Source organism: Microbacterium sp. Soil_N32 (assembly GCF_057655505.1).
Genome location: NZ_JBDGME010000013.1, coordinates 81,753 through 106,627, shown reverse-complemented (window position 1 = coordinate 106,627; position 24,875 = coordinate 81,753). Strand labels below are relative to the sequence as shown.

The following is a 24,875-nucleotide window of genomic DNA, read 5'->3' as shown; positions in this document are numbered from 1 at the left end:
CGATCCATGCCCCGCTGGTCCCTCGCGCCCTCGCGCCGCTCCCTGCTCCGCGACGGAGCCCCGACCTTCCTCCTCGCCGACACCACGTGGGCCGCGTTCATCGGCCCGACCGACGAGGAGTGGTCGGACTACCTCGCGCTCCGCCGACGGCAGGGCTTCAACGGTCTGCTCATCAGCGTGCTGCCGATCGAGCACGACCGCTCCGAGGGCGGGCTGTCGCCGTACCGCGTGATCGACGGACGCCTCGACCTGTCCGCCGGCGACGAGGAGTACTGGCCGCGCGCCGAGCGCCGCCTCGCCGAGGCGGTCGCGCACGGCTTCACCCCGATGCTGGTGCTGCTGTGGAACAACTTCGTGCCCGGCACGTGGGGCGCGGGCCTCACCCCCCACCTGGTGCTCGACGCCGACCAGACCGTGGAGCACGTGCGCGCGACCGTCGAGCGCTTCGCACGCTTCGAGCCCATCTGGATCGTGTCGGGCGACGACGACCTGAACGACGAGACCGCCCTCGCGCGCTACTCGCTCGCCGCCGAGACCGTGCGGCAGCACGCCCCCGACGCCCTCGTCACGTGGCACAGCACCCCGACCGCGCGCATGCCCCAGGCACTCGCCGACGGGCCGCTGCTCGACCTGCACGGCCTGCAGCCCGGACACAACGACGACTGGGACACCCTGCCCCGCGACCTCGTGCGGTACTACGACGACCTCGCGGTCGAGCGTCCGACCATCAACCTCGAACCCTGCTACGAGGGGCTCGGGCGGTTCGCCGGACGCGCCCGCCACTCGCAGGCCGACGTGCGCCGGGCGAGTTGGACCGGCATCGTCGCGGGTGCCGCCGCCGGGCTCGGCTACGGCGCGCACGGCGTGTGGAGCTGGCACCGCCGCGGCAGCGCGTTCACCGCCGAGGCCGTGCACGGCCTGCCCTTCCCGTTCTCGACCGCCCTCGCCTTCCCCGGGGCCGACGACGTCGCCTTCCTGCGCCGCGTGGTCGAGGCCGAGCGGCTGCTCGACCTGCGCGAGGACCGTGACGTGCTGGTCGCCGAGGCATCCGGCGCGGTGGCGGGACGCACGGGCGCGACGCTCGCGGTCTACGCCCCGACCGCGTTCCCGCTGACGCTGCGCGTCGACCCGTCGTCGGTGTCGGAGGTGCGGCTGTACGACCTCGCGGGACGGCGGATCGACGCGGCCGACTGGTCGGCGGTCGCGCTCGACGACGCGGCGGATGCCGGGGCCGACGCCGCTGCCTCCGCCCGCGGGGTGCGCCTGGAGCAGCCGGAGTTCCCGGGCGACGCGCTGTTCGTGCTGCGGCTCGCCGAGTGACCGCGCGCGTGAGCGCTGCCCGGACGGAGGCCGTCGGCCCAGCGGCCGTCGGGCACGCGGATGCGGCCCGGCAGGCGGGTGCCGAAGCGCAGACGGGTGCCGAGGCGCAGGCGGGTGCCGAGGCGCAGGCGGGCGCCGAGGTGCTCGACGCCCACGGCATCCGCGTCGTCGTCACGCCGGATGGCGGCCGCATCGCCGCCATCCGAGCGCACGGCGTCGATCTGCTCGCGCGCACGCCGTGGGCCGACGAACCCGACGACGCCTGGTCGATGACGGCGAGCAGCGCCGAATGGCACCGCCGGTACCGCGGCGGCTGGCACGTGCTCGTGCCCGCCGCCGGAGACCCCTCGCCGGAGGCCGTCGTCGAGCAGCCCTTCCACGGCGAGGCCGCGTGGCGCACGTGGCGGCTCGACAGCCGGGCCGACGCGGTGGTCGCGCGCGTGCTCCTGCGCACCCTGCCGCTGCACGTCGAGCGCTCGGTGTCGATCGCACCGGGGCGGGTGACGATCGAGACGCGCGTGCACAACGAGGGCCCCGACGAGGCGCGCATCGTGTGGGTGGAGCATCCGGCGTTCGCGGGCGCCCTGTTCGACGACGCCGACGTGCGGCTCGGCGACGCGGAGGTGCTGATCGTCCACGCTCCCGGCGGGGGCTTCGCCGATCTCGACGGCGCGGTGGGCGCGGTCGAGGTGCAGTCGCGCTCCGCCGGGCTCGACGTGCGCCTGACGTGGGACGCGGGGCTCCTCCCCCGCGTGTACGTCTGGCAGGAGCGCCGCGGATCGACCGGGTTCCCCTGGTGGGGCGCCGTCGACGCGGTGGGGATCGAACCGGCATCGGACGCCTACGGCACGGCGACCCCGGGCACGGGGTCGGTGCGGATCGCCGCCGGCACCGAGATCGTCTCGACGGTCGTGCTGGAGATCCGGCCGCGCCGGTGAGTTCCGCGACCGCTCATCGATACAATCGATCTGCGATGTCAAAGAAAGCGATTTCCCTCAAGGACGTGGCCGCCATCGCGGGAGTGTCCGTCTCGACCGCCTCGAAGGTGCTGCGGGGTCAGGGCAAGGCGTCGGATGCGACCCGGGAGCGGATCATGGAGGCCGCCGCGCGCCTCGACTACGAGCCGAACGCGCTCGGGCAGTTCCTCGCGCAGGGCCGCAGCGCGACGATCGGCGTGCTCACCCTCAACGCCCCCGGCGCTTTCACGATGCCCGTGCTGACCGGCGCGACGACCGCGCTGGGCGCCCGCGACCTGTCGGTGCTCGTCGCCGACTCGCGACTCGACCGGGCCCTCATCGCCGCCACGGTACGCAAGTTCCGCGCGCGCAAGGTCGACGGGCTGCTCGTCGTGGGCGACGGCAGCGGCACGGCGATGCGATCGGTGACCGACGGGTTCACCGTGCCGGTGGTCTACGCGTACGGTCTCTCCGACGACCCCGCCGACGTGTCGTTCCTGCACAACGGATTCGTCGCCGGCGAGCTCGCCGGCCGCCACCTGCTGGGCCTCGGCCGCCGGCGCATCGCGCACTTCAGCGCTTCGCTCGATGATCAGTCGGCCCGGGAGCGCGCGGACGGGCTGCGGTCGGTGCTCGCCGCCGAGGGACTCGACCTCGTCGGAGGGCACGGCTTCCACGGCGACTGGTCCCGCTCGTGGGGGCGGCGCGCCGCCGAAGAGCTCCTCGCCTCGGGCGAGCCTTTCGACGCGGTGTTCTGCGGCAACGACACGATCGCGGTGGCGGCATCCGAGGTGTTCCGGCAGGCGGGCCTGCGCATTCCCGACGACGTCGCGATCGTCGGCTTCGACAACCTCGCCGGCCTCATGGACCAGCACGACCGGGCGCTCACGACCATCGACCCGCTGCTGAGCGAGGTCGGCACGCGCGCGGCCGAGTACCTCGCCGAAGCCATCGACGGCGGCGAGTTCACGCCCGGGGTGCACCGGGTCGACGGCGTGCTGATCGAGGGCGATTCCACGGTCGGTCCCCTCCCCCGCTGACCCCCGTTCCGCAATCCCTCCCTCGGGTGGAGGCGAGCCTCACGGCGAGAGGGAGACGCGGCCGTCCGCGAGACGGATGATCCGGTCGGCGTCGGCGAGCACCGCGGGGTCGTGCGACACGCACACCACCGCGACCCCGCGGTCGGCCTCGGCGCGCAGCACCGTGCGGATGCGCGCACCGCTCTCCGCATCGAGGCCCGTCGTCGGCTCGTCGAGGAGCAGGAGGTCGGCCCCCCGCGCCAGCCCCTGCGCGAGCAGCGCGCGCTGCTGCTGACCGCCCGAGAGCGTGGCGAACGGATGCGCGGCGAGCGGCAGGATGCCGAGCCGATCGAGCGCATCGTCGACGCGCATCCGCAGTGCCTCGCGGGGCGTGCGCGATCCGCGGCGCCCCCACGTTCCGATCGCCACGACGTCGCGGGCCGACACCGGCAGCCGCTCCGACACCGCCGCACGCTGGGGCACGAACGCCACCTCACCCGAGACGCTGCGCCTGCCCTCCCGCGCCGCACGGGCGCCCGCGAGCACCTCGAGCAGCGTCGATTTGCCGGCGCCGTTCGGCCCCGCGACGACCGTGATCGCGCTCGATGCGATCTCGACGTCGACGCCGTGCAGCACATCGCGTCCGTCGAACGCGACCCGGATGCCGTCGAGGCGGGCGACAGCGTCGGGGCGGAGAGGGTGGGCGAGCATATCCCCATCTTATGGAATTGATAATCATTCTCAAATACGTCTAGGCTCGTGGCTCGTGACCGATCTCCTCGCCCCCTTCGCCCTGGACTTCTTCCAGCGCGCCCTGCTCGGCGGCGCCCTCGTGGCGGTGCTGTGCGCGGTCGTGGGCACCTGGGTCGTGGTGCGCGGCATGGCGTTCCTCGGCGAGGCCCTCGCCCACGGCATGCTCCCCGGCGTCGCTTTCGCGACCGTGCTCGGCCTCCCCGTCATCGCCGGCGGCGCCCTCAGCGCCCTCGCGATGAGCATCGGCATCGGCGCACTGCAGCGGCGAGCGCGGCTGTCGTACGACACGAGCATCGGACTGCTCTTCGTGTCGATGCTGGCGCTCGGCGTGATCGTCATCTCGCACTCGGGCAGCTTCGCCACCGACGCCACCGCGATCCTGTTCGGCGACATCCTCGCGATCGGATCGGACGACCTCGTGCTGCTCGCGATCGCCGTGACCGCGGGTCTCGTCGTCGCCGCGGTCTTCCATCGACCCCTCGTCGCTCTGGCGCTCGACCCGCGCATCGCGCAGGTGCTGGGGCTGCGCCCGCGCCTCGCCCAGGCGGTGCTGGTCGGCCTCGTGACCCTCGCGGTCGTCGCCTCGTACCAGGCGGTCGGCTCCATGCTCGTCGTCGGGCTGCTGCTCGCCCCCGCGGTGGCCGCCGGCCCGTGGACCCGCCGCATCCCGACACGGATGCTGCTCGCCGCGGTGCTCGGCGTCGTCGCCGTGGCCGTCGGACTGCTCGCCTCGTGGTTCGCCGCAACCGCCGCCGGAGCATCCGTCGCCGCCGCAGCGATCGCCCTCGCCGCCGCCTCGTGGATGCTGCACGCCGCGGTCGTTCGTCTCCGACCGGTCGCGACCCCTGCCGCCTCCGCCGCCGCCCCTTCCCCCGCCCTTGTCGCGGCGCCTGCCGCCTCCGCTTCCGTCCCGGCCCCCGCCCCGCGCACCGACCGTGTGGCGACCGCTTCCCCCCGCCCCTGATCTAGAAAGCACCACCGTGCCCTCCCGCATCACCCCCGCCGCGCTCGTCGGCGCCCTCTCGCTCGTTCTCGTCTCGTGCGCCGCTCCGGCCGCGACCTCGCCGTCCCCTGCATCGACCCCGAAGACCGGCGACGGTCACGGTGCGATCGCGGGCGCCGAAGAGGTCGCCGAGCCGCCGCTCGGCCTCACGACGATCTCGCCCGAGGGCGGCGTGCAGCACCTCGACCTGCTCGACGAGAGCGTGACCGACCTCGGCGCGGTGAGTGCCCCGACGTCGATGACGACCGACGGCCGCTACCTGTTCGCCGACTCGGGCGCGGGCGTCGAGGTCGTCGACAGCGGGGTGTGGACGTGGGATCACGTCGACCACTTCCACTACTACCGCGCCGCCCCGGCCCTGCTCGGCACGGTCGAGGGCGACGGCGCCGCGACGGTCGCGACGACGAACAGCTCGACGACCGGCGGCACCGGTGTGTCGTTCGCCGGCTCGGGTGACGCCGTGCTGCTCGACACCGAGGCGCTGTCGAAGGGCGAGATCCGCGAGTCGTTCCGCCTCGAGCGCGTCCCCCACGACGGGATGGTCGTGCCGGTCGGGTCGTTCGCGCTCGTCACCGAGGCCCAGGGCGGCGTCGCCACCGAGGTCGCCGCGTACACCGCCGAGGGCGATGCGACCGGTCTGCGGGAGTCGTGCATCCAGCCGGCCGGCACGATCACGACGCGCGTCGGAGCGGTGATCGGATGCTCCGACGGCGCGCTCCTCGCGCACGTCGACGACGGCGACCTCGTCGTCGAGCGCATCCCGTACCCGGACGGCACGACCGGAGCGGTGACGGGCTTCGACAACCGCGAGGGCCGGCCGACCGTCGCCGGCCTCGCCGGCAGCACCGACATCCGCGTGCTCGACACCCGGGCGCGCAGCTGGACGCTGCTCACGGCCCCCGCCCCGCTCGTGCACGTCACGGCGGTCGACGATGACGACGACACCCTGCTCGCGCTCACGGAAGACGGCCGGATGCTCGTGCTCGACGCGACGACCGGCGCGATGCGCGCCGAGACGGCGCCCCTCGTGACCGACTCCCTCGCCGGCGGCGCAGCCCCCGCGCTCATCGCCGATCAGCACCGGGCCTACCTCTCGGCCCCGGCCGAGCACCGCCTGTACGAGATCGACTACGCCGACGGCGCCCGCATCGCGCGCACCTTCGACACCGACGACGAGCCGGCGTTCACCGCCGAGACGGGACGTTGACGTGCGCACTCGCCTTCCCCGCATCCGCTCATCCCGACCCGCCCTGCGCTCGCGCGCCGACGATCGCGCCGCGCACTCCCGCCCTCGCCGCCTCGCCGTCGGCGCGCTGCTCGCGGCCCTCCCGTTCGGCGCTCTCACCGCGTGCGCGGCCCCCGCAGACGACCGCCCGCTCGTGGTGGTGTCGACGAACATCCTCGGCGATGTCGTGACCGAGCTCGTCGGCGACCAGGCGCGCGTCGTGACGCTCATGAAGCCGAACGCCGATCCGCACTCGTTCGAGATCTCCGCCCAGGAGGCCGCGACGCTGCGCGGTGCCGACCTGCTCGTCTCGAACGGGCTGGGCTTGGAGGAGGGCCTGCAGCAGCACCTCGACGGCGCGGTCGCCGCCGACGTCCCCGCGTTCGTCGCGGGCGACGCGATCGACGTGCTCGACTACGCCGAGGGCGACGCCGCCGGCATGCCGGACTCGCACTTCTGGACCGACCCCGCGCGCATGATCGATGTCATCGATGCGCTCGAACCGGCGCTCGCCGAGATCGACGGCATCGACGCCGACCAGCTGGCCGCCGCGACCGACGGATACCGCGACGAGGTCGCAGCCCTCGACGCGGAGATGACGGATGCCTTCGCGGCGATCCCCGACGAGCGCCGCGCCCTCGTCACCAACCACCACGTCTTCGGCTACCTCGCCGACCGCTTCGACTTCGAGGTGATCGGCGCGGTGATCCCCGGGGGGACGACACTCGCCGCCCCCTCGGCATCCGACCTCGCCGACCTCGTCACCGCGATCGAGACCACCGGCGTGCCGGCGATCTTCGCCGAGTCATCGTCGCCCGACCGGCTCGTGCAGGCCCTGGCGAGCGAAGCGGGCATCGACGTCGAGGTCGTCGAGCTCTTCACCGAGTCGCTCACCGACGCCGACGGCGGCGCCCCCGACTACCTGACCATGATGCGCGTCAACACCGAGCGCATCACCTCCGGCCTCACCCGCTGAGGCCCCTTCCCCACAGAAAGAAACACCATGAACAAGACACCCCTGCGTCGTGCGCTGCTCGCCGCCGTGGCCGTCGGAGCGGCCGTGACCCTGGCCTCCTGCTCGTCGACCGGTGCCGGCGGCGAAGCCCCCACCACCGGTTCCGACGCCGCAGCCGAGGCCGGCGCGCGCGTCGCGATCTCGTATGAGGGCGGCATCCTCGTGCTCGACGGCGACACCCTCGAGACCGTCGCCGACTTCGACTCCGAGGCCTTCACCCGGCTCAACCCGGCCGGCGACGGACGGCACGTGATGGTCACGATGAGCGACGGCTTCCAGCTGCTCGACACCGCGGCCGGCACGAGCGAGGACGCCGAGCTCACCGACACGATCTTCGAGGCCGACACCCCCGGTCACGTCGTGCGGCACGCGGGTAAGACCGTGCTCTACGCCGACGGCACGAGCGACACCACGATCTTCGACACCGCCGACCTCGCCGAGGCCGACGGGCTGCCCGAGACCGAGACGATCGAGGGCGTCGAGGCGCACCACGGTGTCTCGGTGGTGCTCGAGGACGGCACGTTCCTGACCACCGTCGGCAACGCGGACGGGCGCAACGGCATCGTCGTGAAGGATGCCGAGGGCACCGAGATCGCGACCTCCGACCAGTGCCCCGGCGTGCACGGCGAGGGCACCGCTGCCGACGAGGCCGTCGTGTTCGGCTGCGAAGACGGCGCGCTCGTCTACGCCGACGGCGCGATCACCAAGCTCACCGCGCCCGACCAGCCGTACGGCCGCATGGGCAACGCCTACGTCAGCGAGACGAGCCCGATCGTCGTGGGCGACTACAAGAACGACCCGGATGCCGAGGGCTACCTGCTGAGCGCCGTCACCCTCATCGACACCGCCGCGAAGACGTACGAGGTCGTGGACCTGCCCGAGGGCGTCGAGTACACGTTCCGCGACGTGGTGCGCGGGCCGGACGACCTGGCCTACATCCTGTCGGCGGACGGGTCTATCCACGTGCTCGACCCCGAGACCGGCGAGATCACCGCGGAGTACCCGGTCGTCGAGGCGTGGGAAGGACCGGCCGAGTGGCAGGACGCGCACCCCGCGATCGTCGTCGCCGGTGACATCGCCTACGTGACCGAGCCGGCCGCGAAGAAGGTGCACGCGGTCGACCTGACGACGGGCGAGGTGCTCGCGACGACCGAGCTCGACGTCACGCCGAACGAGATCGCTCCCGCCGCGGGCTGAGTCTTCGCTGCTGGCCGTGAGGGGTCACGACGCGCCGCATCCCACCCGGGACGCACAGCGTGTCGTGACCCCTCACGTGCATGCGACTCAGCGGCGGAAGCTCGATCGAATGCGCACCCACAGGGGGTCGCCCTCGGCGACGGCCGAGACGACGCGCATCACGCCGCCCATCTGCACGAGGCCGGCGACGAGTGCGATCGCGCCGACCGCGACCGCCGCGGGAGTGAACGACGACGGCCCCTCCACCGCGTCGTAGATCAGCACCGACAGGCCCAGCACGCCCGTCAGACTCGCCAGGCTCGCGGTCGTGAGGCGCACGAAGATCGGGCCCTCGAAGTTCACGGTGCGGGCCTCGATCCACCCGGCAGCGCGCCGCTGCCGCACACCGCTCACGAAGGGCAGGCGCATCCACCACGACGCCGCGCGCAGGATGCGGCGACCCGAACGCCACAGCGCGAGGAGCACCCCGATCCCGGCGATGCCCAGGAGCGCCGCGATCACGACGACCGCGACATCGAGCGGCGCCGGAACCCCGCCGAGCATCACGATCGTGGTCGTCAGGCCGACGGCCAGGAACACGCCGACGATGGCGAGCACGAAGGCGAGGATCCCCAGACCCCACCGCGACCAGCGCTCGTAGTCGGCCCGCAGCGCGGCGGCGGCGCGGTCGGCGTCGACCGCGCGGGCATCGGCCGCACCCGCACTCTCGATATACGCACGGGATGCCGGAAGCACGAACGAGAAAGCCATGCCCCCAGGCTACGAGGTTGCGACTCGGGCCCCGCCGCGCCCCCGCTCGTCAGGCTCGTGCGTCGTGGAGTTCGGCGCCGCTGATCGCGAACGACAGCCCGCGCCGACCCCGCGAGAACGGCACCGAGGCGACCGCCGCGATCAGCACGAGCGTGCTGAGGAGTCCCACGACGTTCGTCACCGTGGTCGCGACCGTGGGCACGCCCTCCGGCAGCTGCTGCAGCACGGTCGCCACGGTGTACGGCAACGCCACGACGGATGCGCGGGCGAGCCGCCGCCCGGACGACCCCCGCCTCCCCGACCATCGCGGCTCGAGCCACAGGATGCGCTGGCCGAGCGATGCCCCCGACGACACGAGTGCCGGCACGACGACGACGAGCACCACCGCGCAGCATCCGATCACCGCCGTCTCGATCAGCGCCTCGCCCGGGCCCACCTCCCGGTCGGGCGCCAGCAGCGCGCGCGGCACGAAGAGGAACACCGAGACCGTGCTGATGGCGACCTGCACGATGATCGCGTCGAGGATCATTCCGAACCACCGGCGCCAGACCGTGACCGGGCGAGGCTGCCGTCGTTCGGCGCGGAGAGCGTCGGAACTGGGCATCCAGGCCAGCAGCAGGGGCGCCAGAGCCACGCCGATCGCCGCGCCCGCGGTGTTCGCGAGCAGGTCGTCGACGTCGGCCACGCGGTACGCGCACGCATAGAGTCCCCACACGCCGGTGAGCTGCGTGAGCTCGATCCCGAGCGACACCGCCGCGCCGAGCAGGATCGAGACGACGGGTCCGCGGTTCCAGTACCGGCGTGCGATGACGCCGAGGGGCACGAACAGCATCACGTTGAGCACGACCTGCATCGTGGCGCGGCTCGTCAGGGTGCCGGTGATCGAGAGACCCTCGGTCTCGCGCAGGATGTCACCGATCGAGTGCCCGGGGAGGAGTTCGATGCCGGCGGCGCTCACGCCGCAGTTCGCCCGCATCTCGGGCAGCGGCAGAAGGGTGTACGCCACCAGAGCCACCGCGTAGACGCTGACCGCCGCGGCGCCGAGCAGCCGCCGGAACGACAGGCCGCCGTAGCGGCGCACCTGCAGCACGAGCAGCGGCACCAGCACCACCCAGAACAGGATGCCGCCGCCGATGAGGCCGAACTGCGCCTGCCATGTCCATTCACCCATCCGACTCATCCTAGGAGCGGTGCCTGCCGCGACCGCCGCTCGAACGCAGCAAGGGATTGCTGTGAGGGGTCGAGACACGTCGTGTCGCACGCGGAACACGCGGCGTGTCGTGACCCCTCACGGCGCAGCGAGCGCGGGCTACGCGGAGCGCGACTCCTCGAGCGAGGGGTAGTCGGTGTAGCCCTCGGCGGTGAAGCCGTAGAACAGCTCCGGGCGCGGCGCGTTCAGGTCGGCGCGGTTCTGCCACCGCTCGACGAGGTCGGGGTTCGCGATGACCGGACGCCCGACGGCGACGGCATCGGCCCATCCCTCCTCGACCAGGTCCTCGGCCTCTCCGCGGGTGGTCTCGGCCGAGAAGCCCGAGTTGACGATCAGCGGCGCCTTCGCCGACGCGCGGATGCTCTGCACGAGCTCGCCCCGCGGGTCGGCCTGCAGCACGTCGACGAACGCGAGCCCGAGGGCGGCGAGCCCGTTGGCGACGGCCGTGTACGTCGCGCGCACGTCGTCGGCGTCGTCTTCGATCACGCCCTGGATGCCGTGCGCGGGCGACAGGCGGATGCCCGTGCGCTCCCCGCCGACGGCGGCGGCGACGGCCCGGGTGACCTCGATCGCGAAGCGCGCGCGGTTCTCGGGCGATCCGCCGTACTCGTCCTCTCGGACGTTCGAGACCGGCGACAGGAACTCGTGCACCAGGTAGCCGTTGGCTCCGTGCACCTCGACACCGTCGAGGCCCGCGGCGATCGCGTTGCGTGCGGCCTGCGCGAACTGCTCGACGACCTCGGGCAGCTCATCGGCGCTGAGCGCGTGCGGCACCGGGAGGTCGGCCTTGCCCGACGGGGTGTGCGTCTGTCCCGGCGCGGGCACCGCGCTGGGGGCGACCACGCGGTCGACACCCGAGATCTCCGGGTGCGAGATGCGGCCGCCGTGCATGAGCTGCATCACGATGGTGCCGCCCGCCTCGTGCACGGCATCCGCGATCCGTCGCCATCCCTCGATCTGCGCGGGCGTGACGATGCCCGGCTGCCCGGGGTACGACTTCCCCTCCACCGCGGGCCACGTGCCCTCCGTGATGATGAGCCCCTGCCCGGCGCGCTGGCGGTAGTACTCGACCATGACGTCGGTGGGCACGCCGTCTTCGTCGGCCCGGGTGCGGGTGAGGGGTGCCATGACGACACGGTTGGACAGCTGCAGGGCGCCGAACGCGGCGGACGAGTAGAGGGTCACCCTGAGGCCAGCGCCGGGACGGGCCGGAGTATTCCCGACGGCCGAGGCCCACCACCCGGATGGGGCGGTGGGCCTCGACGGATGCCGCTGCTAAGGCTTCAGCTGGAACGTCACCTCCGTCGCGTTGCCGGCGACGTCGTGCACCACGAGGGTGTTCTCCCCTCCGACCGCACCGAACCTGCCCGCCTTGACCGCGTTGAGGTCGGACCAGATGTTGTCGCTCAGATCGGTCGTCACGCCGTTCAGCACCACGCGGTCGATCTTGCGCGCGTCGTACAGCTTGAACGACACGGTCGTGAAGACCCGGTCCGCTCCCTGCCCCTTCGGGTCGGGCTTGACCGTGACCGTCGGCGCCGTCGCGTCGAGCGTGAACCGGACCGTCGCCTCGTTGCCCGCGACGTCGCGCACCACCAGCGTGTTCGCCCCTTCGACGGCGCCGAACGCCCCCGGCTTCACGCCGTTGAGGTCGGACCAGACGGCATCCGTCAGGTCGTTCTCCACACCGTTCACGAACACGCGGTCGACCTTGCCCGCGTCGTGCAGCTTGAACGACACCTGGCTGTACACCCCGTCGCGGCCGACCGTGGCGCCGGCCTCGGTCTTCACCGTCGCGGTCGGAGCGACCTCGTCGGGCGCCGTCGTGGTGACGGTCAGGTCGCGGATGCGGCCGAAGTTGTCGAACGACCCGAAGCCCACCCGCCCCGCGGGGAACGTGGTGTCGGTCGCCGTCATCAGCGGAGCATCCGAGCCGTCGACGTACACGGCCACCTGGCCGGTGTCGGCACAGCGGACCACGCGAACGTCGTGCCACTCCTCATCGGTCACCGCGGGCGGGGCGCCGACGGCACCGTCCCACTGATCGTCGATGCGCACCCGGTCGGCGTTGTCGACCTTGAAGATGCCGTTGTGCGGATAGATGGTGTTGTCCTTCGACAGATGCGCGTAGTAGTACTGCGTGTCTGACTGCCACCCGAAGACGATGATGACGTCGCGGTTGTTCACCGACGCCTTCTCGTCGAGCCGCACCTGGGCGTTCAGATCGAACGACCCCAGCTCGGGCCCCTCGGTGAGCACCGCGTACTCGAACGGTCGGCGGATGCCGTCGTTCGGGTTGGTGCCCGCCTCGGTGAGCACGACCTGGTCGCCCGGGAACTCCCACTTCGCGGGAGTGCGCGGCGCCCAGTCGTCGGCCGACATCACGTCGGCGATCTCGAGGCCCGTCGGCGTGCACGGCGGGTCGACCGGCTGCTGCGCCGGCGCGGCACCGTAGAGGGCGTACTGCGCCGCGACCTGCGCGGCGGTCGGCACCGTGTCGAGCAGCATGACGTCGTCCATGCGGCCGTGGAACGGGTTCGCCTCGCGCGTGTTCTGCGGGAAGCTGCCGCCGATCTTGATGCCGGCCGGGGTGGTGTCGCTCGTGGCCCCCGCACCCCAGGGGTTCGATGCGGTGTACCGCCCGGCGAGCTCCTCGCCGTTCATGTACAGCTTCATCTCGCCGCCCGCGAAGTCGAAGGTCGCGGCGAGGTGCACCCACTGCCCCTTCTTCAGGATCTCGTCCCACGGCAGGTCTGCGGCGAAGGTCCACGACCCCGCCCCGTCGACCCGGCGGCCGAGGGCGACGAGCTTCAGCTCGCCGTCGACCGTGATGACCTCGAGCAGCGCCCGCACCGCGTGACCGTCGGAGGTGCCGGTGAGCACGCCCGCCAGGCCGATCGCGTTGTAGACATCGTCGGGGTTCGCGGTGTTCGAGTTCGGCGCGGGGTGGTCGCCCGTGGGCTTGAACCAGCCCATCACCGAGACCTCCTCGGCGCCGGCGAACGCGTCGAGCGAATCGACCCCGGAGGCGTCGTAGACGCCGGCCTTCCAGTCGTCGTTCGACGCCGTCGTCGGGCTCATCTGCTGCGTCTGCAGGGCGCGTCCGGCCCCGGGGTACGCCCGGTCGGTCACCCGCTGCTCGACCCCGCCGTTGATGAGCGAGATGTCGGTGCCGGAGAGACCCTGGTCGAGCTCGACCTTCGCGTCGGTCGCGGGGTGGTCGAAGTCGTAATGCGTCACGAGGTTCGGGGCCAGGTCCGGCAGCACGAAGGGCGAGGCGGGACCCGCCTCGCGGGCACCGGTCACCTTCCAGATCTTGCCGTTCGCCTTCGAGACGAGGTACAGCTCACCGTCGGCATCCGACCCGAACCGCAGGTCGACGCGCGTGTCGCCCACCAGCTCCTGAAACGTGGTCTCCTGACCGTCGGCGAACACCCGCAGCTGCTCGATCGTCGCGAGGTCCTCGATGTCGCCGTCGTTGCGCACCATCTCGTCGGCCTGGGTCGAGAGCACCCAGCCCCGCACGAGGTCGGTGAACAGGTACCGGCCCTGCAGAGCCTCGATGTCGCCGCGGTACACGAACCCGCCGTTCACGGCCACGCCCGCGTCACCGGTCTGTCCGGGATCGCGGTTGTGGTCGTACGCGGCGACCGGATACGTGAAGCCGAACTCGGCGTCGTTCTCGGGCAGCGGGAAGATCTGGCGGTTCTCGGCGAGGAAGGAGCCCTCGCGCACCGACCAGCCGAAGTTGTCGCCCGGCTCGACGGCGTAGATCGACTCGACCTGCCACTCGCCGATGTGGGCGAGGTACATGGTGTGGTCGCCCGCGGGGTCCCAGCTGATGCGGTGCGGGTCGCGCAGACCCACCGCGTAGATCTCGGGCAGTGCGCCCTCCTCGTCCAGGAACGGGTTGTCGGCGGGGATGCCGTACTCGCCGTTCGCGCTGTCGTCGCCGGTGGGGTCGATGCGCAGCACCTTGCCCTGCGGCGTCGAGAGATCCTGCGGGTTGCCGTTGCCGACGCCGTTGCCGCCGTCGCCCACGAGGATGTACAGGATGCCGTGCTCGGCACTGCCCTCGTCGGCGGTCGGGTTGAACGAGATCTGCTGCACCGTGTGCACGCGCCCGCCGAACGGGATGCGCATGACCTCGCGGTGCGTTCCCTCGAACGTCGTCGCCGACGGATCGGATGCCTTCCACTCGGTGATCACGCTGTGGAACTGCGTGTTGCCGTAGGCCGGGAAGTCGGGGGTGTCCTCGGTGAGCGCCGTGGTGCCCTCGGTGTGCACGGTGTAGAAGAGACCGTTCTCGGCGAAGTCCGGGTGGAACTCGGCCGCGCCGAGACCCGTGCCGAGGCCGGCGCTGTTGTGGAAGTTGTCGACGAACTGGTCGCGCACGTTGAGGTACGGCACGTACTCGCCCGACTCCTTGTCGACGAGGTAGAGGATCGCGTTGTTGTCGGGAACCATCAGCCGGCCCGAGCCGTCGGGCACCTCGTCGAGGTGGGTGATGCGGTTGTGGCGCACGAGCCGCTGATCCTGCGTGGCCGGGGTCGTCTGCGACTCCGGCAGCTGGGCGAGCTCGGTCACCTCGATGCCGAGCGTCGACAGCGCCGGGTCGGGCAGCGGGTTGAGCAGCGGCTGCTGCACCGTCTCGCCGGGGGCGCAGTCGCCGGGGTTGCCGGTGGCGATCGCGAGGTTCTCGCCCGTGTTGTCGACCGACACGTCGTCGAGCAGCAGGCGGCCGTTGCTCGTCGCACCGTTCTTCCAGAAGAAGCGGTCGAGATCGCCGTTCACTGCCTGGCGGAAGCCGAACTGCTTCTCGGTGCCCTCGGGAAGGCGGGTGCGCTCGGCGTAGGGGCCGCCCTGGCTGTAGACGGTCACCTTGTCGGTGGCATTGTCCGCGACGATCCAGACGCACTGCCAGGCGTCCTTGCCCCATACGCCGGCCGAGGCGAAGGCGCCCCCGTCGCGCACGCGGAGCACGTCGTCGTTCTGGTTGTTCACGTAGGCGCGGCTGTTGACGTAGTCGTTCGGGGCGTCCACGTCGGTGAGCCCGAACGAGGTGTCGACGGTGCCGGTGCGCAGGAAGCGGAAGAACAGCGTGCCCGTCGTCCCGTCGGCGATCGCGGGGATCTGGCGGAACGCCTGCTGCCCTCCGCCGATCGACTCGACGACCTGGTTGTTGCCGTTGAGCGGGTCGGCGACGACCTTCGGGGCGGTCGAGGCCGTCCAGCCGTCCTGACCGTTCAGCGCGGTGCGCTCGTACTCCTCGAAGTCGATCACCTCGGTGAACGGCTCGTCGGCGGCGGCCGGGGCGGCGGCGAACATCGTGCCGATCATGGCCGTGACCACGGCGGCCGCGGCGATCCCTCGTCGCCGTCGCGCACCCGGGGGAACGGCATCCGTCCGCGGAGCGGAGTTCGGGGACGGCATGGTTCTTCTCTGCATCGGAGACCTCTCAACGTCATCGTCGTGTGGTGTCGTGCCGGAGTGGTGTCACGCTCCTCCCCGGGGCGGCACTGCAGAGGGGAGGGCGATCAGCGGTGCGACCGCCGCGTAAGCGCTTTCGCAACCGCTTTCGTGTGAGGCTAGCGCGCTCCTCGTTCGAGGGCAAGAGGCTGAGTGACGCGCGATCTTGGCAAACCTTGCCAATCACCGTATGATCCGGTCATGGCCACCATGAACGTTTCGCTCCCCGACCCTCTCAAGGATTTCGTGGAAGAGCAGGTCGTCGCGCGGGGCTTCGGCACGAGCAGCGAGTTCGTCCGCGACCTGATCCGCAGCGAGCAGGATCGCACCCGCCTCCGCTCCCTTCTCGAGACCGGAATGGCCTCGGGGCCGGGCTCCGAGTTGGACGACGCCTACTTCGAACGCCTGCGTGCGCGCGTCCGCGCGAGCGATACCGCGTCGCAGTGAGTGCGCGTCGGGTCGTCACCACCCGTCAGGCCGACGACGACATCGAGGCGGCACTCGACGACCTCCTCCGCGAAGGGCGCCCCGACACGGCGCGGGCATTCGTCGACGAACTGCAGCTCATCCGCGATCTGCTCGCCGAGTTCCCCTCGATCGGCTCGTCTCGGTTCGCACTCGAGACGCACATCCCCGGTCTCCGAGACGTCGCCATGAAACGGTTTCCCTACGTCGTCTTCTACACCGACGACGAGGACGCCGTTCGCGTCCACCGGATGCTGCACAGCCGCCGCGACATCCCCGCGACACTCACCGATCGTTGAGGAGCGGTCGCGTCGACAGAGTCGGCGACCTCGTCCCTGCCGGCCCCGCCTTCCGCCCGCGATCAGTCGAACTCGCGGGCGAGCCCCGCCCCCGCGGCCTGCAACCAGCGGGCGGTCTCCCGCATCGCGACCTCGCCCGAGCCGGCGAGGTCGGTGAGCGAGACGTGCGCAACGAACGCCCCGGTGTCGGCATCCTCCGCGACACGTCCGGCGACCAGCAGCGCGGGCACGCCGGCGCCCGCCGCGACGGACGCGACGTACGAGGGCACCTTCCCGGCGCCCGTCTGCCCGTCGAACGCCCCCTCGCCGGTGACGACGCACGCCGAACCGGCGGCGGATGCCTCGGCCAACGCCCCGGGCAGGCCCACCAGTCGCCCGACCTCCCCCGAACCCGCCACGAGACGCGCCCCCCACGCGAGAAGCCCGAAACCGGTGCCTCCCGCTGCACCCGCCCCCGGGGTCGCGGGGTCGGCGGGCAACAACGCGGCCAGGCGCGCGAGGCCCGCATCGGCGCGCGCGATCGCGTCGCCGTCGAGCCCCTTCTGCGGCCCGAACACCGCCGCGGCGCCGCGCGGCCCGAGCAGCGGATTCGTCACGTCGCTCAGCACGAGCACGCCGCCCGGCGGCAGCGGGCGCAGCCCTGACAGATCAGCCGAGACGACCTCGGCCACCCCCCGCGCACCGAGAGGGATCGGCGCCCCCGAGGCGTCGGCGAACCGCGCCCCGAGCGCCGTCAGCATCCCGACCCCGCCGTCGGTCGAGGCGCTCGACCCGATCCCGAGCACGAGGCGCGAGACCCCCGCGTCGAGGGCGGCGGCGATCGCCTGACCGAACCCGAGCGTGTGCGCATCCTCCCCGAGGCGCCGTTCGCCCAGCAGCTCGATCCCGCTCGTCGATGCGAGCTCCACCACCGCGGTCCCGGCGGGTGCGTCCGGGGAGGCGGGCACCCGCAGCCAGGCGGCATCCGTCGGCGATCCATCCGGCCCCGTCACCCGCACCGGCACGCGCTCCGCACCGTCGATCGCCGCAGCGAACGCGTCGACCGTGCCCTCTCCCCCGTCGGCCATGGGCCGCAGCACGACCCGGTCGTCGGGTCGCACGGATGCCCAGCCCGCGGCGAGCGCGGCGGCTGCCTCGGCGGCCGCGATCGTGCCTTTGAAGCTGTCGGGGGCGAAGACGGCGGTGTGCACGGTCACGACACTAGCCCCGACCGCTCACTCGCGAGCCCTCGGGCCGCCCCCGCGCCGTCGCCGCGTCATACGGGCGTGCCCACCGGCGCGAGGAACGGCGAGACGCTCGCGCCGAAGGTCTCGGCCGTGCGCCGCACGACGGCGGCGGGGTCTTCGGCCCAGATGTCGGCGTGGAAGATCTCGACCTCGACGTCGCGGTCGTACCCGGTCGCCACGACGGCCTCGGTGAGCGTGCGCAGGTCGATGACCCCCTCGCCCGGGTAGTGGCGGCTGAGCAGCACGTCGGCCGGCAGTGGGGTCTTCCAGTCGCACACCTGATAGGTCGCGATGCGCCTCTCGCGCCCCGCGCGTGCGATCTGGGCGAGCACGTCGGGGTCCCAGAAGATGTGGAACGTGTCGACCGCCGCCCCCACGACCTCGGGGGCGAAGTCGGCGGCGAGGTCGAGTGCCAGCCCGAGCGTCGACACCACGCAGCGGTCGGTCGCGTACATCGGATGCAGCGGCTCGATCGCGAGCGTGACCCCGGCGGCCTCGGCGTGCGGAGCGAGCTCGCCGAGTGCGTCGCGCACCCGCGCTCGCGCGCCGGCGATGTCGCGCGATCCCTCCGGCAGGCCCCCGGCGACGAGCACGAGCACGGCGGTCGAGCCCTCCGCCCCGGCGGCGGCGAGGGCGGCGGTCTCGTCGATGGCCCTCCGGTTGTCGTCGATCGATGCGCGCCGCGCCACCCCCTCCGGCACCGTGAAGAACCCGCCGCGGCAGTGGGTCGTGAAGCGCAGACCCGAGTCGGCGAGCATCGCGGCGGCGGTGTCGAGACCGACCGCGTTCACGGGCTCTCGCCAGAGGCCGATCGCCTCGACCCCCGCCGCGCGGGTCACGTCGAGCGCGGTGCGCAGGTCGGCGTGCTTGATGGTCGCCTGGTTGATCGACAGGCGGGGGTGCGGGGCGGTCATGCGTCGACTCCGTTCAGGCGCAGCATCGCGTGCCAGCGTTCGGCCGCGAGCTCGGGCTTCTCGAGGGCGTGCGCAGCGTTGGCCAGTTCGACGATGCGCGACAGGTGCGGCAGGCTGCGCGCCGAGTGCAGACCGCCCACCATCTGGAAGGCGGGCTGGTGGCCGTTGAGCCACGACATGAACGCGACGCCGGTCTTGTAGTAGAAGGTGGGGGCGGCGAAGATCTGACGGCTCAGGTCCTCCGTCGGTCCGAGGATCGCGAGATAGCGGTCGGGGTCGCCCGCATCGAGCGCCTGGATGGCGGCGGATGCCGAGGTGGTGAGCGCCGCGAACGCGCCGAGCAGAGCATCCGAGTGCCGCCGCGGCGAGGGCGATGCGCTCACCGGCTGCGCGGCGTTGGGCACGTCGGCGCCGCCGATGAGGCCGACGTAGTTGAAGTCGTCGCCGGTGAACATGCGCACGCCGTCGGGCAGACGGTCGCGCACGGCGACCTCGGATGCCGCGTCGAGCAGGCTCATCTTCACCCCCGAGACCTTCTCGGGGTTCTCGCCGATGATCTCGATCAGCACATCGGCGGCGGCCCGCCAGTCCGACGACCCGAAGTACCCCTCGAGCACCGGGTCGAACGCGGTGCCCAGCCAGTGCAGCACGACGGGGGTCGTGGCCGCCGACAGCACCTCGCGGTACACGCGCCGGTAGTCGTCTGCCGATCCGGCCGCGCGGGCGAGGTGGCGCGAGGCCATCAGCACCGGCCCCGCGCCCTGCTCCTCGGTGAAGTGCAGCTGCGTCTTGTACGCGTCGATGACGGCATCCACCGAGATGACCTCGTCGTCGACGTGGTCGGTGTTCACCCCCACGACGAGCGCGCCGCCCTCCTCGCGCGCGACCTCCGCCGATCGCGAGATCAGCTCACGGGTGGCCGCGGCGTCGAGCCCCATGTTGCGCTGCGCGGTGTCCATGGCGTCGGCGACGCCGAGCCCCCACGTGTACGCGTGGCGGCGGAACGCGAGCGTCGTATCCCAGTCGACGTCGGCCGGCCGCCCCGGGGTGTTGTCGCCCGCGGTGCGGGGCACGACGTGGGCGGCGGCGTACGCCACCCGGGTCCGCAACGGCCCCGAGGGCGGGGCGTGGCCGGGGGCCTCGGCGAGGTCGACGGTCGACGTCGTGCCATCGGCGGAGAGGAGGGTCAGCGCACTCATGGGGTCACTCCGCGGTGAGGGGGCTGAGCACGATCTTGCGCCCTTCGCGCGACGACTCGAGTCCCGCTTCGGCGAGCTGCACGCCCCGCGCGCCCGCCATGAGGTCGAACTCGTAGTCGGTGCCGAGCACGTACGACTCGAGGAACTCCTCCCACTGCTGGCGGAAGCCGTTCTGGAACACCTCGTTCGTGGGCACGCCGGCCCAGTCGGCCGCGTAGTCGTGGTCGTCGGCGAGGTCGGGGTTCCACACCGGCTTGGGCGTGGCGTTGCGGTGCTGGATCTTTGCGCCGAACAGCCCGACCACCGCCGAGCCGAGGGTGCCGTCGACGTGGAACTCGACCAGTTCGTCGCGGTGCACGCGCACCGCCCACGACGAGTTGATCTGCGCGATCGCCCCGCCCTCCAGCTCGAAGATGCCGTACGCCGCGTCTTCGGCGGTAGCGGTGTACCGCTCGCCGTTCTCGTCCCAGCGGTCGGGGATGTGCACGGCGGCCTGCGTGTAGACGCTCTCGACGCGGCCGAAGAGGTTCTCGAGCACGTAGTTCCAGTGCGGGAACATGTCGACGATGATGCCGCCGCCGTCCTCGGCGCGGTAGTTCCAGCTCGGGCGCTGCGCGGGCTGCCAGTCGCCCTCGAACACCCAGTACCCGAATTCGCCGCGCACCGACAGGATGCGCCCGAAGAAACCCGAGTCGATGAGCCGCTTGAGCTTCTGCAGCCCGGGGAGGTAGAGCTTGTCGTGCACGACGCCGGTCTTGACCCCCGCCTCGCGGGCGAGGTTCGCCAGCTCGACCGACTCGGCGAGCGACTCGGCGGTGGGCTTCTCGGTGTAGATCGTCTTGCCGGCGGCGATCGCCTTGCGCAGCGCCGACGCACGGGCCTTAGTCACCAGGAAGTCGGCGTAGATCTCCCAGCGCGGGTCGGCGAGCGCCGCGTCGAGGTCGGTCGTCCAGTCCTCGATGCCGTGCCGATCGGCCAGCTCGGCGAGCTTGGTCTCGCTGCGCCCCACGAGCAGAGGACGAACGGTGACCTTCGTGCCGTCGCTCAGCTCGATGCCGCCCTCGTCGCGGATCGCGAGGATCGAGCGCACGAGGTGCTGCCGGTAGCCCATGCGCCCGGAGACGCCGTTCATGATGATGCCGATCTCGCGGGTCGCGCGAGCCGGGGCCTCGGTCGTCGAGGCGGTGGTGGTCAGGGACATCTTCGTTCCGTTCTTCGTCGTGTGAGCATTCTTCGCAGCGGCATCCCCGCGGGATGCCGTCAGGGGGCGCCTCCGGGCGCCGGGGTCAGGCGCCCGCGCCGGCGGCGGCCGGCTTGCCTCCGAGGTACAGGGCGGCGAGCGTCGGGTCGGCGAGCAACTCGGATGCCGGGCCCGAGATGTGCACGCGTCCGAGGTCGAGCACGCAACCGATGTCGGCGGTCTCGAGGGCGCGCCGGGCGTTCTGCTCGACGAGCAGCACCGCCGTTCCGGCATCCCGCATGCGCACGACCTGCTCGAACACCTTCTCGGTGGTCTTCGGATCGAGACCCATCGACGGTTCGTCGAGCAGCACGACCTTCGGGCTCACCATGAGCGACCGCGCGAACTCGACCTGTTTCTGCTGGCCGCCCGAGAGGAGCCCGGCGAGCTGCTTCCAGCGCTCCCCCACGATGGGGAACAGGTTCTGCACGAACTCGATGCGCTCCTGCACGACCTTCTGATCCTTGATGGTGAAGGCGCCGAGCATCACGTTCTCGCCCACGGTCATCTCGCGGAACACGCTGTGCCCCTGCACGACGTGCGAGAGGCCGTTGTGCAGCATCCGCTGGGGGCCGTCGCCGGCGACGTCCTTGCCGTCGATGCGGATGCTCCCCGACCGGGGCTTCAGCATGCCGCTGGCGACCTTGAGCACGGTCGACTTGCCGGCGCCGTTCGGGCCGACCAGGCACACCACCGACGACGGCGGCACGTGCACGGTGAGCCCGCGCAGCACGAGCGCGGCGCGGCCGTAGCCGGCTTTGATGTCGTCGAGCTCGAGCAGGTTCTTCGCTTCAGACTCCAAGGTAGGCCTCCAGGACTCGCGGGTCTTGCTGGATGATCTCGGGGGTGCCCTCGGCGATCGGACGCCCCCGGTCGAACACGATGACGTGGTCGCACAGGCTCATGACCATCTCCATGTTGTGTTCGACGATGATGAACGTCTTGCCCTCGTCGTTCAGCTCGCGCACCAGCGTCGAGATGCGGCCGATGAGGGCCGGGTTCACCCCGCCCGCCGGCTCGTCGAGCATGATCGTGTCGGGTTCGCCCATGAGCACGCCGGCCAGTTCGAGCAGCTTCTGCTGCCCGTAGCTGAGGTTGCGCGCCTCGGCGTGCTCGAGGTGGTCGATGCCCACCCGGCGCAGCCACCCGCGGGCCCGTTCGAGTTCGTCGGGGTCGTGCGCCGAGCGCAGCTGCTGGCGGATGCTCGTGCTGCGCACCGCGACGAGCATGTTCTCCATGACCGTCATGCGCGGGAAGACGCGGCACAGCTGGAAGCTGCGGCCGATGCCCGTGCGGGCGATGCGGTCGGGCGACTTGCGGGTGATCGCCTGCCCCCGGTAGCGCACCTCTCCCGAGTCCGGCTTGATCATGCCGGTCACGCAGTTGAAGAAGGTGGTCTTGCCCGAGCCGTTCGGCCCGATCAGCCCGTTGACCTTGCCGTCGAGGAACGTCACCGATGCGGCATCTACCGCGGTGACGCCTCCGAAGGCCTTGGTCATCTCGATCGTGCGGAGGCCGTCGGTCGACGTCGCCGCCTGCAGGGTGGGAGCGTTCACGACGCGCCGTCCTCTCTCGAAGCGCCCGATCGGGACGCGGATGCGGATGCCGGTTCGGGGGCGGGGGCCGCGGCATCCGCCGATCGCTCCGCCGCCGCCGCGCGGGCGGTGTTCTGCTCGAGCAGCTCCTCGGCGGTGACCTCGCGGATCGAGGCCTGGTCGGACTTCCGGTGGAACAGGTTCTTCACCGCGGGGATGACGCCGTCGGGCATGAACAGCACGACGATGCCGAGCAGGATGCCGGTGGCGATGAGGTGGAACTGCGTGTCGCCGAACTCGAGCTTGAAGTACTCCAGCGCCACGCCGACCACCACGGCGCCGAGCAGCGGGCCGAAGAGGTTGCGCACCCCGCCGAGCAGCGCCATCAGCACCATGTACGAGCCGATGAGGATCGAGAACTGGAAGATCGGGTCGAGGTCGCCGAACCACAGCGCGTAGAGCCCGCCGCCGAGCGACACGAACAGCGCCGACAGCACGTAGGCGATGAGCTTGTAGCGGGTGGTGGGAACGCCGAGCGCCTGCGCCTTGTCCTCGTCCTCACGGATCGACTTCAACGCCGTGCCGAACTTGGAGCGGTCGATGATCCACCACACCACGAGGGCGACGGCGAGCAGACCCGCGAAGAGGAAGAAGAACACGCGGTGGTGCTCGGGGCGCAGCATGTCGGGGAACGGTCGGGGCACGTTGAGCCCCTCGGAGCCGCCCGTGACATCGCGCCAGCTCTGGAACACCAAGAGCATGATGAGCACGAAGGCGATCGACACGATCACGAACGACGCCCCGCGCACCCGGAGGGCGGCGATGCCGATCGGGATCGCGACGACGGCGACGAGCAGCGACGCCACGACCCAGGCGAGGAAACCCGGCAGGGCGAGGTACTTGATGAGCAGGCCCGTGCCATAGGCGCCGAGGCCGAAGTACGCGGCGTGACCGAGCGAGATGTACCCGGTGAAGCCGCCCATGAAGTTCCATCCCGTCGACAGCACGGCGTAGTTGAGGATGACGACGCCCGCCGACAGGATGTACGGGTTCGGGGCGATCGCGGGGAACGACAGGATGAGCGCCGCGCCGACGACGATGAGCACGAGGCTCACCCACTTCGCGGACGCCCGCCGCCGCGGGGCGGGGGGAGCGATGACGACCGTCTCGGTGGCGATCGGCTCTCTGCTAGAAACGCTGGGCAAGACGACCTCCGAAGAAACCTTGCGGACGGAACATGAGGGTGGCGAACAGGGCGACGTAGAACACGGTCTGCGCCCAGGTCGGCCCGAGCGGCAGCTGCAGCAGGCTCTGCGCGATGCCGAGCAGCAGCGCCGCGATGGCCGCACCGGGGATGCTGCCCAGACCGCCGACGACGATGATCGCCATGAGCGGCCCGATCCAGTGCCAGTGCAGCGACGGGTAGATCGTCGCGTCGAGCGAGAGGGCCGTACCGCCGATCGCGGCGGTCGCGAGCCCGAGGCCGAAGCCGTACCCGGCCACGCGGTCGGTGTTGATGCCGACCAGGCGGGCGGCCTCCGGATGCTGGATGGTGGCGCGCAGCGCCCGACCGAACCGGGTGTACTTCAGCAGCACGAACAGCAGGGCCAGCGAGACGCCCGCGAGACCGAAGGCGATCAGCTTCACCAGCGGCACCTGCGCCCCGAAGAAGCTGAAGCTCTCGCTCGCGTACGGCAGCGGGATGCGCCGCTGCGTGCCGCTGAAGATGAAGCCGAGCGCCCCCTCGATGATGAGGGCCACCGCGAAGGTGAGCAGCACCGACATCATCGTGAGCGTGAGGGGCTTGAGGCGCGAAACGAGCAGTCGCTGCATCACGACACCGGTGACGAAGAACAGCGGCACGGTGACGACGAGCGAGAGCAGCGGGTCGAGCCCGGTCTCCTTGTTGAACCACCAGGCCAGGTAGGCGGCGAGGATGAGGAACGCGGAGTGCGCGATCATCACCACCCGCATGATCCCGAAGTAGAGGGTGAGCCCGGCGGCCAGGAGGGCGTAGAGCCCCCCGAGCAGCACACCGAGGACGAGGCTTTGCAGCAGCAGCGAACCAGTCACGCGCGGA

The 24,875-nt window shown here is 71.6% G+C and carries 22 protein-coding genes; 9 read left to right on the top strand and 13 right to left on the bottom strand.

Annotated elements, in window-relative coordinates; genetic code table 11:
* Window positions 1-6 precede the first annotated feature (6 nt).
* From AC3A3J_RS03015 to AC3A3J_RS03005, 3 genes are read left to right on the top strand one after another with little or no spacing between them, the layout of a single operon-like run.
* On the top strand, window positions 7-1,320 hold the full coding sequence (locus AC3A3J_RS03015) for an apiosidase-like domain-containing protein (RefSeq protein WP_487670876.1): 1,314 nt from the start codon (window positions 7-9) through the stop codon (window positions 1,318-1,320).
* 8 nt (window positions 1,321-1,328) lie between these two features.
* Complete coding sequence (locus AC3A3J_RS03010) at window positions 1,329-2,258, top strand: aldose epimerase family protein (RefSeq protein WP_487670875.1); 930 nt, start codon at window positions 1,329-1,331, stop codon at window positions 2,256-2,258.
* Window positions 2,259-2,293: 35 nt separating this feature from the next.
* Window positions 2,294-3,316 (top strand): LacI family DNA-binding transcriptional regulator, encoded by a 1,023-nt coding sequence (locus AC3A3J_RS03005; protein WP_487670874.1) that lies wholly within the window; start codon window positions 2,294-2,296, stop codon window positions 3,314-3,316.
* Between the two features lie 39 nt (window positions 3,317-3,355).
* On the opposite strand, the gene aztA is transcribed toward AC3A3J_RS03005, so the two are convergent.
* Window positions 3,356-4,006 carry a zinc ABC transporter ATP-binding protein AztA gene (aztA, locus tag AC3A3J_RS03000; RefSeq protein ID WP_487670873.1) on the bottom strand — a complete coding sequence of 217 codons (651 nt, stop codon included), beginning with the start codon at window positions 4,004-4,006 and terminating at the stop codon, window positions 3,356-3,358.
* Between the two features lie 55 nt (window positions 4,007-4,061).
* On the opposite strand from aztA, the gene aztB reads away from it, so the two are divergent.
* The 4 genes from aztB to aztD all read left to right on the top strand — a co-directional run bounded on the left by aztB (window position 4,062) and on the right by aztD (window position 8,488).
* A complete protein-coding gene (gene aztB, locus AC3A3J_RS02995) occupies window positions 4,062-5,012 on the top strand; it encodes a zinc ABC transporter permease AztB (protein ID WP_487670872.1) in 951 nt (316 codons plus the stop codon).
* 16 nt (window positions 5,013-5,028) lie between these two features.
* Window positions 5,029-6,258 (top strand): ABC transporter, encoded by a 1,230-nt coding sequence (locus AC3A3J_RS02990; RefSeq protein ID WP_487670871.1) that lies wholly within the window; start codon window positions 5,029-5,031, stop codon window positions 6,256-6,258.
* A 106-nt stretch (window positions 6,259-6,364) separates the two neighbouring features.
* Window positions 6,365-7,252, top strand: a complete 888-nt coding sequence (gene aztC, locus AC3A3J_RS02985) for a zinc ABC transporter substrate-binding protein AztC (protein ID WP_487670916.1) — start codon at window positions 6,365-6,367, stop codon at window positions 7,250-7,252.
* A 27-nt stretch (window positions 7,253-7,279) separates the two neighbouring features.
* Window positions 7,280-8,488, top strand: coding sequence for a zinc metallochaperone AztD (aztD, locus tag AC3A3J_RS02980; RefSeq protein ID WP_487670870.1), 1,209 nt, complete (start codon window positions 7,280-7,282; stop codon window positions 8,486-8,488).
* An 87-nt stretch (window positions 8,489-8,575) separates the two neighbouring features.
* Here the strand turns inward: aztD and AC3A3J_RS02975 are convergent, their stop codons facing one another.
* From AC3A3J_RS02975 to AC3A3J_RS02960, 4 genes are all read right to left on the bottom strand, one after another.
* Window positions 8,576-9,238 (bottom strand): hypothetical protein, encoded by a 663-nt coding sequence (locus AC3A3J_RS02975; protein WP_487670869.1) that lies wholly within the window; start codon window positions 9,236-9,238, stop codon window positions 8,576-8,578.
* A gap of 49 nt (window positions 9,239-9,287) precedes the next feature.
* Window positions 9,288-10,409 carry a VanZ family protein gene (locus AC3A3J_RS02970; protein WP_487670868.1) on the bottom strand — a complete coding sequence of 374 codons (1,122 nt, stop codon included), beginning with the start codon at window positions 10,407-10,409 and terminating at the stop codon, window positions 9,288-9,290.
* A 138-nt stretch (window positions 10,410-10,547) separates the two neighbouring features.
* Window positions 10,548-11,633, bottom strand: a complete 1,086-nt coding sequence (locus AC3A3J_RS02965) for an alkene reductase (RefSeq protein ID WP_487670867.1) — start codon at window positions 11,631-11,633, stop codon at window positions 10,548-10,550.
* A gap of 90 nt (window positions 11,634-11,723) precedes the next feature.
* On the bottom strand, window positions 11,724-15,881 hold the full coding sequence (locus AC3A3J_RS02960; protein WP_487670866.1) for a PQQ-dependent sugar dehydrogenase: 4,158 nt from the start codon (window positions 15,879-15,881) through the stop codon (window positions 11,724-11,726).
* Window positions 15,882-16,118: 237 nt separating this feature from the next.
* Here AC3A3J_RS02960 and AC3A3J_RS02955 point away from each other — a divergent pair, with 237 nt between their 5' ends.
* Window positions 16,119-16,364: a ribbon-helix-helix domain-containing protein gene (locus tag AC3A3J_RS02955; protein ID WP_487670865.1), complete on the top strand. Its 246-nt coding sequence runs from the start codon at window positions 16,119-16,121 to the stop codon at window positions 16,362-16,364.
* The gene (locus AC3A3J_RS02950) at window positions 16,361-16,681 is read left to right on the top strand and encodes a type II toxin-antitoxin system RelE/ParE family toxin (protein ID WP_487670864.1); all 321 of its coding nucleotides are present in this window, start codon (window positions 16,361-16,363) and stop codon (window positions 16,679-16,681) included. Before AC3A3J_RS02955 ends, AC3A3J_RS02950 begins: the two co-directional genes overlap by 4 nt.
* Window positions 16,682-16,743: 62 nt before the next feature.
* On the opposite strand, the gene AC3A3J_RS02945 is transcribed toward AC3A3J_RS02950, so the two are convergent.
* The 8 genes from AC3A3J_RS02945 to AC3A3J_RS02910 all read right to left on the bottom strand — a co-directional run bounded on the left by AC3A3J_RS02945 (window position 16,744) and on the right by AC3A3J_RS02910 (window position 24,868).
* Window positions 16,744-17,871, bottom strand: a complete 1,128-nt coding sequence (locus tag AC3A3J_RS02945; protein ID WP_487670915.1) for a glycerate kinase — start codon at window positions 17,869-17,871, stop codon at window positions 16,744-16,746.
* A 65-nt stretch (window positions 17,872-17,936) separates the two neighbouring features.
* On the bottom strand, window positions 17,937-18,821 hold the full coding sequence (locus tag AC3A3J_RS02940; protein ID WP_487670863.1) for a sugar phosphate isomerase/epimerase family protein: 885 nt from the start codon (window positions 18,819-18,821) through the stop codon (window positions 17,937-17,939).
* Complete coding sequence (locus AC3A3J_RS02935; RefSeq protein ID WP_487670862.1) at window positions 18,818-20,020, bottom strand: dihydrodipicolinate synthase family protein; 1,203 nt, start codon at window positions 20,018-20,020, stop codon at window positions 18,818-18,820. Before AC3A3J_RS02935 ends, AC3A3J_RS02940 begins: the two co-directional genes overlap by 4 nt.
* A 4-nt stretch (window positions 20,021-20,024) precedes the next feature.
* Entirely contained in the window at window positions 20,025-21,221 is a 1,197-nt protein-coding gene (locus tag AC3A3J_RS02930; protein ID WP_487670861.1) for a Gfo/Idh/MocA family protein, read from the bottom strand.
* An 85-nt stretch (window positions 21,222-21,306) separates the two neighbouring features.
* Window positions 21,307-22,062, bottom strand: a complete 756-nt coding sequence (locus AC3A3J_RS02925) for an ABC transporter ATP-binding protein (protein WP_487670860.1) — start codon at window positions 22,060-22,062, stop codon at window positions 21,307-21,309.
* Entirely contained in the window at window positions 22,052-22,816 is a 765-nt protein-coding gene (locus tag AC3A3J_RS02920; protein WP_487670859.1) for an ABC transporter ATP-binding protein, read from the bottom strand. The genes AC3A3J_RS02925 and AC3A3J_RS02920 overlap by 11 nt, the downstream gene beginning before the upstream one ends.
* Entirely contained in the window at window positions 22,813-24,000 is a 1,188-nt protein-coding gene (locus AC3A3J_RS02915) for a branched-chain amino acid ABC transporter permease (protein WP_487670858.1), read from the bottom strand. Before AC3A3J_RS02915 ends, AC3A3J_RS02920 begins: the two co-directional genes overlap by 4 nt.
* Entirely contained in the window at window positions 23,984-24,868 is an 885-nt protein-coding gene (locus AC3A3J_RS02910) for a branched-chain amino acid ABC transporter permease (protein WP_487670857.1), read from the bottom strand. Before AC3A3J_RS02910 ends, AC3A3J_RS02915 begins: the two co-directional genes overlap by 17 nt.
* Window positions 24,869-24,875 lie beyond the last annotated feature (7 nt).

What these genes read in the sequence shown, in the direction of transcription:
- aztA (WP_487670873.1), bottom strand. Translation starts at nt 4,006, where the DNA reads ATGCTCGCCCACCCTCTCCGCCCCGACGCTGTCGCCCGCCTCGACGGC.
- aztD (WP_487670870.1), top strand. Translation starts at nt 7,280, where the DNA reads ATGAACAAGACACCCCTGCGTCGTGCGCTGCTCGCCGCCGTGGCCGTC.
- AC3A3J_RS03005 (WP_487670874.1), top strand. Translation starts at nt 2,294, where the DNA reads ATGTCAAAGAAAGCGATTTCCCTCAAGGACGTGGCCGCCATCGCGGGA.
- AC3A3J_RS02930 (WP_487670861.1), bottom strand. Translation starts at nt 21,221, where the DNA reads ATGTCCCTGACCACCACCGCCTCGACGACCGAGGCCCCGGCTCGCGCG.
- AC3A3J_RS02960 (WP_487670866.1), bottom strand. Translation starts at nt 15,881, where the DNA reads ATGCCGTCCCCGAACTCCGCTCCGCGGACGGATGCCGTTCCCCCGGGT.
- AC3A3J_RS02935 (WP_487670862.1), bottom strand. Translation starts at nt 20,020, where the DNA reads ATGAGTGCGCTGACCCTCCTCTCCGCCGATGGCACGACGTCGACCGTC.
- AC3A3J_RS02975 (WP_487670869.1), bottom strand. Translation starts at nt 9,238, where the DNA reads ATGGCTTTCTCGTTCGTGCTTCCGGCATCCCGTGCGTATATCGAGAGT.
- AC3A3J_RS03015 (WP_487670876.1), top strand. Translation starts at nt 7, where the DNA reads ATGCCCCGCTGGTCCCTCGCGCCCTCGCGCCGCTCCCTGCTCCGCGAC.
- AC3A3J_RS02940 (WP_487670863.1), bottom strand. Translation starts at nt 18,821, where the DNA reads ATGACCGCCCCGCACCCCCGCCTGTCGATCAACCAGGCGACCATCAAG.
- AC3A3J_RS02955 (WP_487670865.1), top strand. Translation starts at nt 16,119, where the DNA reads ATGGCCACCATGAACGTTTCGCTCCCCGACCCTCTCAAGGATTTCGTG.
- AC3A3J_RS02970 (WP_487670868.1), bottom strand. Translation starts at nt 10,409, where the DNA reads ATGGGTGAATGGACATGGCAGGCGCAGTTCGGCCTCATCGGCGGCGGC.